The organism is Pseudothauera nasutitermitis (genome assembly GCF_004801295.1).
Lineage (GTDB): Bacteria > Pseudomonadota > Gammaproteobacteria > Burkholderiales > Rhodocyclaceae > Pseudothauera > Pseudothauera nasutitermitis.
This window is the reverse complement of record NZ_SSOC01000001.1, coordinates 534,380-545,583: the sequence shown is the minus strand read 5'-3', so window position 1 is coordinate 545,583 and position 11,204 is coordinate 534,380. Positions and strand designations below refer to the sequence as shown.

At 70.9% G+C, this 11,204-nt stretch carries 10 protein-coding genes; all 10 read left to right on the top strand.

Going from position 1 to position 11,204, the window contains the following annotated elements; all coding sequences use genetic code 11:
* The first annotated feature begins 145 nt into the window (after positions 1 to 145).
* The 10 genes from E6C76_RS02560 to E6C76_RS02515 all read left to right on the top strand — a co-directional run bounded on the left by E6C76_RS02560 (position 146) and on the right by E6C76_RS02515 (position 11,202).
* Positions 146 to 1,108 carry a CobW family GTP-binding protein gene (locus tag E6C76_RS02560; protein ID WP_136346688.1) on the top strand — a complete coding sequence of 321 codons (963 nt, stop codon included), beginning with the start codon at positions 146 to 148 and terminating at the stop codon, positions 1,106 to 1,108.
* Positions 1,105 to 2,739, top strand: coding sequence for an amidohydrolase (locus E6C76_RS02555; RefSeq protein ID WP_136346687.1), 1,635 nt, complete (start codon positions 1,105 to 1,107; stop codon positions 2,737 to 2,739). Before E6C76_RS02560 ends, E6C76_RS02555 begins: the two co-directional genes overlap by 4 nt.
* Before the next feature lie 158 nt (positions 2,740 to 2,897).
* The gene (locus E6C76_RS02550) at positions 2,898 to 4,496 is read left to right on the top strand and encodes an ABC transporter substrate-binding protein (RefSeq protein WP_136346686.1); all 1,599 of its coding nucleotides are present in this window, start codon (positions 2,898 to 2,900) and stop codon (positions 4,494 to 4,496) included.
* Positions 4,497 to 4,562: 66 nt separating this feature from the next.
* The gene (locus E6C76_RS02545) at positions 4,563 to 5,540 is read left to right on the top strand and encodes an ABC transporter permease (RefSeq protein WP_136346685.1); all 978 of its coding nucleotides are present in this window, start codon (positions 4,563 to 4,565) and stop codon (positions 5,538 to 5,540) included.
* A complete protein-coding gene (locus E6C76_RS02540) occupies positions 5,537 to 6,436 on the top strand; it encodes an ABC transporter permease (protein ID WP_136346684.1) in 900 nt (299 codons plus the stop codon). Before E6C76_RS02545 ends, E6C76_RS02540 begins: the two co-directional genes overlap by 4 nt.
* Complete coding sequence (locus E6C76_RS02535; protein WP_136346683.1) at positions 6,433 to 7,470, top strand: ABC transporter ATP-binding protein; 1,038 nt, start codon at positions 6,433 to 6,435, stop codon at positions 7,468 to 7,470. Before E6C76_RS02540 ends, E6C76_RS02535 begins: the two co-directional genes overlap by 4 nt.
* Positions 7,467 to 8,507 carry an ABC transporter ATP-binding protein gene (locus E6C76_RS02530; RefSeq protein WP_136346682.1) on the top strand — a complete coding sequence of 347 codons (1,041 nt, stop codon included), beginning with the start codon at positions 7,467 to 7,469 and terminating at the stop codon, positions 8,505 to 8,507. Before E6C76_RS02535 ends, E6C76_RS02530 begins: the two co-directional genes overlap by 4 nt.
* A gap of 81 nt (positions 8,508 to 8,588) precedes the next feature.
* Complete coding sequence (gene xsc / locus E6C76_RS02525) at positions 8,589 to 10,334, top strand: sulfoacetaldehyde acetyltransferase (protein ID WP_136346681.1); 1,746 nt, start codon at positions 8,589 to 8,591, stop codon at positions 10,332 to 10,334.
* 8 nt (positions 10,335 to 10,342) lie between these two features.
* Complete coding sequence (locus E6C76_RS02520; protein WP_136346680.1) at positions 10,343 to 10,792, top strand: YeeE/YedE family protein; 450 nt, start codon at positions 10,343 to 10,345, stop codon at positions 10,790 to 10,792.
* Positions 10,789 to 11,202, top strand: coding sequence for a DUF6691 family protein (locus E6C76_RS02515; protein WP_136346679.1), 414 nt, complete (start codon positions 10,789 to 10,791; stop codon positions 11,200 to 11,202). Before E6C76_RS02520 ends, E6C76_RS02515 begins: the two co-directional genes overlap by 4 nt.
* The last annotated feature ends 2 nt before the right edge of the window (positions 11,203 to 11,204 follow it).

The following is an 11,204-nucleotide window of genomic DNA, read 5'->3' as shown; positions in this document are numbered from 1 at the left end:
GCCCGCTGAAACAACGGAAGACTGTACGCAAGCCCTTCGTGCGCTTCATGCATCAATTCAGCTTAGCTACGCACTTTTCATTCGTTCCGGCCCTTCATCCACCCTCCTAGACTCCGGCCCTTCGCATCCACTGGAAGTCCGCCGGATGGCATCGCCCTGCCCGGTCACGATCCTCGGCGGCTACCTCGGCGCCGGCAAGACCACGCTGATCAACCGCCTGCTGCGCCAAGCCGACCGCCGCCGGCTGGCGATCATCGTCAACGATTTCGGCGAGATTGCCATCGACGCCGATCTGATCGAGGCCCGCACCCGGGACACCATCAGCATCGCCGGCGGCTGCGTGTGCTGCGCGTTCGGCAACGACCTGCTCGATACCCTGCGCACGCTGCGCGATGCGGCCGAGCCGTTCGACCACGTACTGATCGAGACCAGCGGCGTGGCCCTGCCGCGCAACCTGCTGGCCACGGTGTCGCTGGCGCCGGGCTTCCAGGTGGCCGGCATCGTGGTGCTCGCCGACGCGGACGGCATCCGCCGGCTGGCCGGCGACGCCTACGTGGGCGACACCGTGCGTGCGCAGCTCGATGCCGCCGACCTGGTGCTGCTCAGCAAATGCGACCTCCCCGGCGCCGAGGCGCTCGACGAGGTCGAACAATGGCTCGGCGCCCGCGTACGCGCCCCGATCCTGCGCACAAGCGCTGGCGATGTACCGCCGGAAGTGCTGCTCGGCGAGCACGAACGGGCCAGCGATCCCGCGCCCCGGCAAGGCGCCTGGCGGCCCTTCGCCCATGCGGACGCGCGCTACGGCAGCGCGGCCTTGCAGATCGACGGCCCGCTCGATGCGCAGCGCCTGGGTGCGGCACTCGCGCAACTGCCCGTAGCGCTGCTGCGCGCGAAAGGGCTGGTGGCGGATGCCAGCGGCGCCCTGCACGCCGTGCAGGTGGTCGGCCGGCGTTGGAACACCGCCCCCGCCCCCGCGCACGCCCGGGGCGGCGGCCGCCTGGTGGCCATCTGGGCCGGCAGCGGCACCGACCGCGACACCCTGCTCGCTGCCATCGGGGCCGCGCGCATCGTACCCGCCCCTGCCTCACCCATCCGGAGCGTTTCATGAGCGACACCGTCATCTACCCGGCCCGCAAGATTCTCACGATGGCGCCCTGGCGCCCCGAAGCCACCCACGTCGCGGTGCGCGACGGGCGCATCCTCGGCGTGGGCGGGCTCGACAAACTGCGCGGCTGGGGAGAGGCGCGCATCGACGAACGCTTCGCCAACAAGGTACTGCTGCCCGGCCTGGTGGAAGGCCACTGCCACCTGATGGCCGGCACCCTGTGGCGCTACACCTACTGCGGCTGGTTCGACGTGCGCGACCCGGACGGTCGCCACGTTCCCGCTTCGCGCTCGCTGGACGAGGTGATCGCCACCCTGGGCGCCGCGGCGGCGAAATCCGCCGGCGGCGCGGTCACCGGCTGGGGCTTCGACCCGATCTATTTCGGCGCCCGGCGTTGCAGCCGCGCCGATCTCGACCGGGTCAGCACGACGCGGCAGGTCGGCCTGATGCATGCGAGCTGCCACATCGTCAACGTCAACACGGCCGCGCTGGAACACGCCGGACTGCTGCGCCCCGGCATCGAGCACCCCGGCATCCCGCTCGGCGAAGACGGGCTGCCCACCGGCGAACTGAAGGGCCCTGACGCGATGGGCCCGGTGCTCGAAGCGCTCGGGCTGCACCGCTCCTTCCTGTCCGGCGACGAGCGCGGCATTCTCGACTTCGGCCGGCTGTGCGTGCGCGCCGGGGTCACCACGGCCACCGATCTGGCCGCGCAGCACGGCGACACCGAGATCGACACCCTGCTGCGCACCACCGGCGCGCCCGACTACCCGGTGCGCCTGGTCCCGCTGCAGCGCATGATCGGCACCACCCCGGCCGAGGCCGTCGCCCGCGCCAGGGCGCTGAAGGCGCGCAGCACCGAACGCCTGCGCCTGGGCCGCATCAAGGTGGTGGCCGACGGCTCCATCCAGGGCTTCTCGGCGCGCCTGCGCTGGCCCGGCTACTACAACGGCGCGCCCGCCGGCCTGTGGTACACCGCGCCGGAGGCCATGCGCGAGTGCTACACGCTGGCGCTGGAACACGGCGTCCAGGTGCACACCCACACCAATGGCGACGAGGCCACCGAACTGGCGCTGGACTGCATCGAGCAGGCCCTGCGCGCGCGGCCCACGCCCGACCACCGCTTCACCATCCAACACGCGCAACTGGCGAACCGCGCCCAGTTCCGCCGCATGGCCACGCTGGGCGTGTCGGTGAACCTGTTCGCCAACCATTTGTTCTACTGGGGCGACCAGCACTGGAGCACCACCGTGGGGCCGGAACGCGCGGCGCGCATGAACGCCTGCGCCAGCGCGCTGCGCGAAGGGGTGGTGCTGGGCATCCATTCCGACGCGCCGATCACCCCGCTCAGCCCGTTGTTCACCGCCTGGTGCGCGGTCAACCGCGTCTCGGCCTCCGGCCGGGTACTGGGCGAGCACGAGCGCATCGGCCTCCCCGAGGCGCTGCACGCGATCACCCTGGGCGCGGCCCACACGCTGCAGCTGGACAGCGAGATCGGCTCGATCGAGTGCGGCAAGCGGGCCGATTTCTGCGTGCTCGAAGACGACCCCGGCACCGCCGCCCCGCAGGCGCTGAAGGATCTGCGCGTCTGGGGCACCGTGCAGGGCGGCCGAATCTTCAGGGCGGACGCATGAACACCCGCCGCGCGCGACCCGCAATGAATCCGATAACGATAGAAGAAATGAGCCATTCGGCCCCCAAACCCGCCCAGTAGACTCACCGCACCCAACCGATGCCACCGCCCCGGGCCGTTGGCGCAATCAACCCATCAAGCCTGCAAGGAAACACGTCCATGACTTCCGTTTCTCGCCGCGACGTGCTGCGCGCGGCTGTCGCCACCGGCGCCGCCAGCCTGTTCGGCCTCCCCTTGTCCACCCTGGCCGCCGCCGCCCGCGGCGGCGTCGTGGTGATCGGCTCCACCAACAAGCCGCGCCACCTCAACCCGGCCGTGCAGTCGGGCATCGCCACCATGTTCCCGGGCGTGCAGATCTTCGCGCCGCTGCTGACCGTGGATGGCAACTGGAAGGCCCACCCCTACCTGGCCGAGCGCTGGAGCATCTCCGACGACGCGCGCAGCGTGACCCTGCAACTGCGCAAGGACGCGCGCTTCCACGACGGCCGGCCGGTCACCTCGGCGGACGTGCAGTTCTCCATCGAGACGGTGCGCGACAACCATCCGTTCAAGTCCATGCTGGCGCCGGTCAACGCCATCACCACGCCCGACGCGCACACCGCCATCGTGCGCCTGGCCGAGCCGCATCCGGCACTGGAGCTGGTGCTGACCACCTCGCTGCTGCCCATCATCCCCAAACACATCTACGGCGACGGCCAGCCGGTGCCCACCCATCCGCGCAACAGCACCGACGTGATCGGCTCCGGGCCGTTCCGCGTGGTCGAGTTCAAGCCCGGCGAGCACGTGATCCTGGAACGCTTCAAGGATTTCTTCCTGCCGGGCAAGCCGCAGCTGGAGCGCATCATCATCCGCGAGTACAAGGACACGGCCAGCCTGCTGCTGGCCCTGGAACGCGGCGAGATCGACGTGCACCCCGGCCTGACCGAGCCGCGCGACATCGAACGCGCGAAGAAGATTCCCGGCGTCAACGTCGTGCCCAACACCGGCCCGGCCATCGGCCGCCTGGTCTGGCTGGCCTTCAACACCGCCAACCCCAAGCTGGCCGACAAGCGCGTGCGCCAGGCGATCAACTACGCGATCGACAAGCACTTCATCATCAACACCCTGTTCGGCGGCGTACACCTGCGCTCCACCGGCCCCATCGCGGCCGGCAGCCCGTTCTACAGCAAGGAGGTCGAAGCCTATGAACTCGACCTCGACAAGGCCCGCCAACTGCTCGATGCCGCCGGCCTGCGGCCCGGCGCCAACGGCGTGCGCCTGGCGCTCACCGTGGACGCCATCCCCGGCGCGTCCGACCAGCGTGCGATCCAGGAATACCTGAAGCCCGCGCTGGCCAAGATCGGCATCGACGTCAGCGTGCGCCAGTCGCCCGATTTCCCCATCTGGTCGCGGCGCATCAGCAATCAGGATTTCGAGCTCACCCTGGACTCGGTGTGGAACTGGGGTGATCCGGTGATCGGCGTGCACCGTACCTGGCTCACCGCCAACATCCGCAAGGGGGTGATCTGGTCCAACACCCAGAGCTATTCCAACCCCCGGGTCGACGAACTGCTCGCCGCCGCCGGCCAGGAGCGCGACGCGGCCCGGCGCAAGGCGCTGTACCGCGAGTTCCAGGAAATCGTCGTGGACGACGTGCCGGTGGCCTTCCTGCACGAGGTCAATCTCTATCTCGGCTACGGCAAGCGCATCGCCGAGCCGGTGGACAACATCTGGGGCCTGGTCGGTCCGCTGGACGAATTCGGCCTGAAACAAGGCTGACCCGCCCCATCCCCCCATCGCCCTACCCCACACGCTGCCGGTGCCGCCGCACCGGCAGCCCCAGTCATGTCCCTGTTCCTGCTACTGGCAAAACGCCTGGCCTATGCACTGCTGCTGATCGCCGCGGTGCAGGCCATGAACTTCACCCTGATCCGCGCCGCGCCGGGCGATCCGGCCGAGGTCATCGCCGGCGAGATGGGCGGCGCCGACGAAGCCGTGATGGCGCAGATCCGCGCCACCTACGGACTCGACCAGCCGGTTCCGCTGCAATACGCGCGCTACATCGTCCATTCGCTGACCGGCGACCTGGGCACCTCCTACCTGTACAGCCGCCCGGTGGTGGATCTGATCCTGGAACGCCTGGGCCCCACGGTGCTGCTGGTGGCCACCGCCCTGCTGCTGGCGATGGTGATCGGCACCCTGCTGGGCGTGGCCGCCTCGCGCCGGCCCGACAGCGCGGCCAGCGGGGTGATCACCGTGCTTTCGCTGGTCGGCTACGCCATGCCGGTGTTCTGGACCGGCATCCTGCTCGTGCTGCTGTTCGGCAAGGTGCTGCCCATCCTGCCGATCGCCGGCATGCGCGACGTGCGCATCTACGGCGACGGGTGGGTGGTCATGCTGGACGTGCTGCACCATCTGGTGCTGCCGGCGCTGACCCTGTCGCTGGTGTACCTGGCGCAATACAGCCGGCTGGCGCGCGCCAGCATGCTGGAGGTGCTGGGCACCGACTACATCCGCACCGCGCGCGCCAAGGGACTGCCCGAAAGCAGCGTGGTCTACAAGCACGCGCTGCGCAACGCGCTGATGCCGGTGGTGACCGTGGCCGGCCTGCAGTTCGGCAACCTGATCTCGGGCGCGGTGCTGGTGGAGACGGTGTTCTCCTGGCCCGGCCTGGGCACGCTGGCGCTGGACGCCATCCTGGGGCGCGACTATCCCACCGTGCTGGGCGTGCTGACCTGTTCAGCCGCGCTGGTGATCGTCGCCAACCTGCTCACCGATCTGGCCTACCGCTGGCTGGATCCCCGCCTGAGAGGCCGCCGATGAGCGCCTTCCCCGACTCCGCCCCCTCTCCGGACACGGCCGCCGCCGAAGCGGCGCGCTCCCCGGGCCGCGAGGCCTGGCGCGTGTTCCGCCGCAACAAGGCCGCCCTGCTCGGCCTGGCGCTGCTGGGGCTGGTGGCGCTGGTCATGCTGCTCGGCCCCACGCTCTACCCGGTGGACCCGTTCGGCCTGGCCAGCCAGCCGTTCACCGAACCCTTCACCAATGCCGCCGTGCCGCTGGGTTCGGACTACCTGGGGCGCGACATCCTTGCCGGCATCGCCGTGGGCGGGCGCGCCACGGTCACCGTGGGGCTGGCCGCGGCGGCCATCACCGTGCTCATCGGAGTCACCGTGGGGGCGCTGGCCGGCTACTTCCAGGGCTGGGCGGACGAACTGCTCACCCGCCTCACCGAGTTGTTCCAGGTGCTGCCCTCGCTGCTCTTCGCCATGGTCCTGGTCACCCTGTTCTCGCCCTCGCTGACCGTGGTCACGCTGGCCATCGGCGCGGTGAGCTGGACCACCACCGCCCGCCTGGCGCGCGCCGAATTCATGCGCCTGCGCCGCCTCGAATACGTCAACGCGGTGCGCGCCATGGGCGCCGGCCCGCTGCGCCTGATGCTGCGCGAAGTCCTGCCCAACGCCCTGCCGCCGCTGATCGTCTCGGCCACGCTGATCGTCGGCACGGCGATCCTGTTCGAAGCCGGGCTGAGCTTCCTCGGCCTGTCCGATCCCAACGTGATGAGCTGGGGGTTGATGATCGGCGCCAACCGCGCCTACATCCTCGACTGCTGGTGGGCGGTGACCTTCCCCGGCCTGGCCATCTTCGTCACCGTGCTGGGCGTCAGCCTGGTCGGCGACGGCCTCAACGACGCCTTCAATCCACGCCTGCATCAGCGATGACCGCCTCCACCACCACACCCTCCGGGGACGATGCGCCGCTGCTCGCCGTGGATGGCCTGTCGGTGCAGTTCCAGACCCGGCGCGGAACCGCGCACGTACTCGACGAGGTGGGCTTCACCCTGGCGCGCGGCCAAACCCTGGGGCTGGTCGGCGAATCGGGCTGCGGCAAGAGCATGACCGCGCTGGCCATGATGCGCCTGATCCCGCAGCCGCCCGGGCGCATCGCCGCCGGCAGCGTGCGCCTGCACGGCCGCGAACTGCTGGCCCTGCCGGAAGCCGAGATGCGCCGCGTGCGGGGCAACCGGCTGTCGATGATCTTCCAGGAGCCGATGACCTCGCTCAATCCGGTGTTCACCATCGGCGAACAGATCGCCGAAAGCGTACGCCTGCACCTCGGACTGGACCGCCGCGCCGCGCTGGCGCACGCGGTGGACATGCTGGCCGCGGTGGGCATCCCGGCGCCCGCGCGGCGCGCGCACGACTATCCGCACCACTTTTCCGGGGGCATGCGCCAGCGCGCTATGATCGCCATGGCCCTGGCGTGCAGCCCCGACGCGCTGATCGCCGACGAACCCACCACCGCCCTGGACGTGACCGTGCAGGCGCAGATCTTCGACCTGATGGCCGAACTGCGCGAACGCACCGGCACGGCCATCCTCCTCATCACCCACGACATGGGCGCGGTCGCCGAGATGGCCGACCGCGTCGCCGTCATGTACGCCGGCCGCATCGTCGAGGAAGGCGGCGTGCACGACATCCTAGAACGCCCGCTGCACCCCTACACCCAAGGGCTGGTGGCCTGTGCGCCGGGCCGCCGGCGCACCGCCCCCGGCGAGACGCTGCGGGAGATTCCCGGCACCGTGCCCTCGCTGCTGCGGCGCGCCGAGGCCTGCGCCTTTGCCGAACGCTGCGAGCACGCCCGCCCGCTGTGCCGCCAGCGCCCGCCGCCCGGTTCGCAGCCCGCGTCCGGACGGCGGGTGCGCTGCTGGCTGTACCCGGAAACCACTCCCGCCGACACGGCCAGCCCCGCATGAACGCCCCCGCTCCGCAAACCGCCCCGCCCCTGCTCGACGTCCAGGGCCTGCACGTACATTTCAACACCGGCGGCTGGCGCAGCCGCGCCCAGGTGCATGCGGTCGACGACGTCAGCTTCGCCATCGCGCGCGGCACCACCTTCGGCCTGGTCGGCGAAAGCGGCTCCGGCAAGAGCACCACCGCGCTGGCCATCATGCGGCTGCTGCAGCACAGCGCCGGGGAAATCCGCCTGGACGGCACGGACATCGGCCGCCTGCGCGGCACGGCGCTGCGCAGCGCGCGGCGGCGTTTCCAGATGGTGTTCCAGGACCCCTTCGCCTCGCTCAATCCGCGCAAGCGCGCCATCGACACGGTGCGCGAGGCCCTCGACCTGATGGCGGTCGGCACGCCGGACGGGCGCGCCGCGCAGGCCGCCGCGCTGTTCGCCCAGGTGGGCCTGCGCGCGGAGCAGCGCAACCTGTTTCCGCATCAGTTCTCCGGCGGCCAGCGCCAGCGCATCGTGCTCGCGCGGGCGCTGGCCGCCCACCCGGAACTGGTGGTCTGCGACGAGCCGGTATCGGCGCTGGACGTGGCCATCCAGGCGCAGATCCTCAACCTCATGAAAAGGCTGCAGCGCGAACTGGGGCTGACCTATCTGTTCATCAGCCACGACCTGGGCGTGATCCGCCACCTGTGCGACGAAGTGGCGGTGATGTACCTGGGGCGCATCGTCGAGCGCGCCCCGCGCGAAACCCTCTTCGAACGCCCGCTGCACCCCTACACCCGCGCCCTGTGGTCGGCGGCGCCCTCCTTCGATTCGCGCGAGCGCGGGCGCGAGCGCCGCATCCGCCTGAACGGCGATCCGCCCAGCCCGCTCGACCTGCCGCCGGGCTGCGGCTTCGCCGCGCGCTGCCCGTTCGCCAACGCCCGCTGCCATGCGGAACGCCCGGCACTGCGCCGGCTCACCGCGCACCAGCACGTGGCCTGCCACCGCGTGGATGACGATGCCCGGGCGCACTACGAAAACGACACGGCCGCATGCACGAATTCAGCTTAGCTACGCACTTTTCGTTCGTTTCTAGCCAAACCACGCACTTCTAGACTTTTACCTCTTTGCAATTCACGGAACCCCTGGAAAATGTCCGCTCCCGCTCCCGTATATGAAGGCCGCCAACGCGTCAGCGCTTCCGAAGCGTTCGTCGAAACCCTGGTGGCCCAGGGCGTGACCGACGTGTTCGGCATCGTCGGCTCGGCCTACATGGACGCCCACGACCTGTTCCCGCTGGCCGGCATCCGCTTCATCTCGGTGGCCCACGAGCAGAACGCCGCCCACATGGCCGACGGCTACGCGCGCGCCACCGGGCGCCACGGCGTGTGCATCGCGCAGAACGGGCCGGGCATCACCAACTTCGTCACCGCCATCGCCGCGGCCTACTGGGCGCATTCGCCGGTGGTGGCGATCACCCCGGAGGCGGGCAGCGCCACCGCCGGGCTGGGGGGCTTCCAGGAAACCGAGCAGTTGCCGATCTTCTCCAAGATCACCAAGTGGCAGACCCATGTGAACAGCCCGGCGCGCATCGCCGAACTCACCGGGCGGGCCTTCCACTACGCGCTGCACGAGCGCGGCCCGGTGCAGGTGAACATTCCGCGCGACTACTTCTACGGCGAGATCGACACCGAAATCCCCCGCCCCTTCCGCGTCGAGCGCGGTCCCGGCGACGCCGAGGCCATCCGCCAGGCCGCCCGCCTGCTGGCCGAGGCGAAGTTCCCGGTGATCGTCGCCGGCGGCGGCGTGGCGATGGCCGACGGCGTGGCCGAACTGATCACGCTGGCCGAGCGCCTGTCCGCCCCGGTGGTCAATTCCTACCTGCACAACGACAGCTTCCCCGCCAGCCATCCGCTCGCCGCCGGGCCGCTCGGCTACCAGGGGTCGAAAGCCGCCATGCATCTGATCGCCAAGGCCGACGTGGTGCTCGCGCTGGGCACCCGGCTGGGGCCTTTCGGCACCCTGCCGCAGTACGGCCTGGACTACTGGCCGGCGCAGGCGAAGATCATCCAGGTGGATGCCGACCTGCGCGTGCTGGGTCTGGTGAAGAAGATCGCCCTGGGCATCCACGGCGACGCGCGCGCCGCCGCGCGGGCCATCGACGCCGAACTGTCCGCCCGCCTGGGCGAGCGCGTGCCGAACGCCGGACGCTTGGCGGAAATCGCCGCCGAGCGCGAAGCCTGGGCCGCCGAACTGGCCGCCCAGGCCGGCACCAACGAAGCGGGCCGCGTCGACCCGCGCCGCGCGCTGGCCGCGCTGGCCGCCGCCCGCCCGGCCAATGCCATGGTGGCCACCGACATCGGCAACGTGTGCTCGGTGTCGAACAGCTACCTGCAGTTCGACACGCCCAACTCCTTCTTCGCCGCGATGAGCTTCGGCAACTGCGGCTACGCCTTCCCCACCGCCATCGGCGCCAAGGTCGGCCGCCCGGACCGCCCCTCCATCGCCTACATCGGCGACGGCGCCTGGGGCATGAGCCTGGCCGAGGTGCTCACCTGCGTGCGCGAGAACATCCCGGTGGTCGCGGTGGTGTTCGACAACGCCCAGTGGGGCGCGGAAAAGCGCAACCAGATCGACTACTTCGACAGCCGCTTCCTCGGCACCGAACTGCAGAACCCCAACTTCGCCGAGGTCGCGCGCGCCATGGGCGCCAACGGCTACACCGTGGAGCACGAGGACCAGGTGGGCGACGCCCTGCGCCTGGCGATCAGCTCCAACCGCCCCACGGTGATCAACCTGCGCCTGACCCAGGCGCTGGGCGACCCCTTCCGCCGCGACGCCTTCAAGCCGCCCAGGCGCCTGCTGGCCAAGTACGCGGCCTACAGCGCGCGCGGCTGAACCGCCGCATGCACATCGACTGGCAAACCTTCACCCCCTGGTCCGCGCTGCTCGGCGGGCTGCTGATCGGCGCGGCGGCCGTGGTGCTGATGTGGAGCAGCGGGCGCATCGCCGGCATCAGCGGCATCCTCGCCGGCTTCGCGCGGCGCGGCGGCTTTTCCGCCTGGCGGGTGGCCTTCGCTGCCGGCCTGCTGGCCGCGCCCTGGCTGCTCGGCGTGCTGGCGCCCCGCTTGCCGCTGACCGGCGAACCCTGGTCGACGGCGGATTTCCCGCGCCTGATCGTTGCCGGGCTGCTGGTCGGCATCGGCACGCGCCTGGCCAACGGCTGCACCAGCGGCCACGGCGTGTGCGGCCTGGCGCGCCTGTCGCCGCGCTCGCTGTGGGCCGTGGCGGTGTTCATGGGCACGGCCGGGCTGGTGGTGTTCGCCCTGCGCCATCTCGCGGGAGACAGCGCATGAAGGCACGCGAAACCCTGGGCGCGCTGGCCGCCGGCCTGCTGTTCGGCGCCGGGCTGATCGTCTCCGGCATGACCGACCCGGCCAAGGTGCTGGCCTTTCTCGACGTGGCCGGGGCCTGGGACCCGTCGCTGGCGCTGGTCATGGTGGGCGCCATCGGCGCCGCCCACCTGGGCTATCGCGCCACCGGCCGCCTGGACCACGGCGGCGGCCGGGTCGATGCACCCCTGCTGATCGGCAGCGCGCTGTTCGGTGCCGGCTGGGGGCTGGCCGGCTACTGCCCCGGCCCCGCGGTGGTGGCCGGCGGCGCGCTCTCCCCCGCCGCGTGGATCCTGCTGCCCGCCCTGCTCGCCGGGCTGTGGCTCACCGAGCGCTGGTTGGCGCGCGGCCCGGTGGAAAAACCGGCACAATGATG

Excerpts from the sequence above, each read along its gene's own strand:
- E6C76_RS02560 (WP_136346688.1), top strand. The coding sequence starts at position 146 with ATGGCATCGCCCTGCCCGGTCACGATCCTCGGCGGCTACCTCGGCGCC.
- E6C76_RS02555 (WP_136346687.1), top strand. The coding sequence starts at position 1,105 with ATGAGCGACACCGTCATCTACCCGGCCCGCAAGATTCTCACGATGGCG.
- E6C76_RS02550 (WP_136346686.1), top strand. The coding sequence starts at position 2,898 with ATGACTTCCGTTTCTCGCCGCGACGTGCTGCGCGCGGCTGTCGCCACC.
- E6C76_RS02545 (WP_136346685.1), top strand. The coding sequence starts at position 4,563 with ATGTCCCTGTTCCTGCTACTGGCAAAACGCCTGGCCTATGCACTGCTG.
- E6C76_RS02540 (WP_136346684.1), top strand. The coding sequence starts at position 5,537 with ATGAGCGCCTTCCCCGACTCCGCCCCCTCTCCGGACACGGCCGCCGCC.
- E6C76_RS02535 (WP_136346683.1), top strand. The coding sequence starts at position 6,433 with ATGACCGCCTCCACCACCACACCCTCCGGGGACGATGCGCCGCTGCTC.
- E6C76_RS02530 (WP_136346682.1), top strand. The coding sequence starts at position 7,467 with ATGAACGCCCCCGCTCCGCAAACCGCCCCGCCCCTGCTCGACGTCCAG.
- xsc (WP_136346681.1), top strand. The coding sequence starts at position 8,589 with ATGTCCGCTCCCGCTCCCGTATATGAAGGCCGCCAACGCGTCAGCGCT.
- E6C76_RS02520 (WP_136346680.1), top strand. The coding sequence starts at position 10,343 with ATGCACATCGACTGGCAAACCTTCACCCCCTGGTCCGCGCTGCTCGGC.
- E6C76_RS02515 (WP_136346679.1), top strand. The coding sequence starts at position 10,789 with ATGAAGGCACGCGAAACCCTGGGCGCGCTGGCCGCCGGCCTGCTGTTC.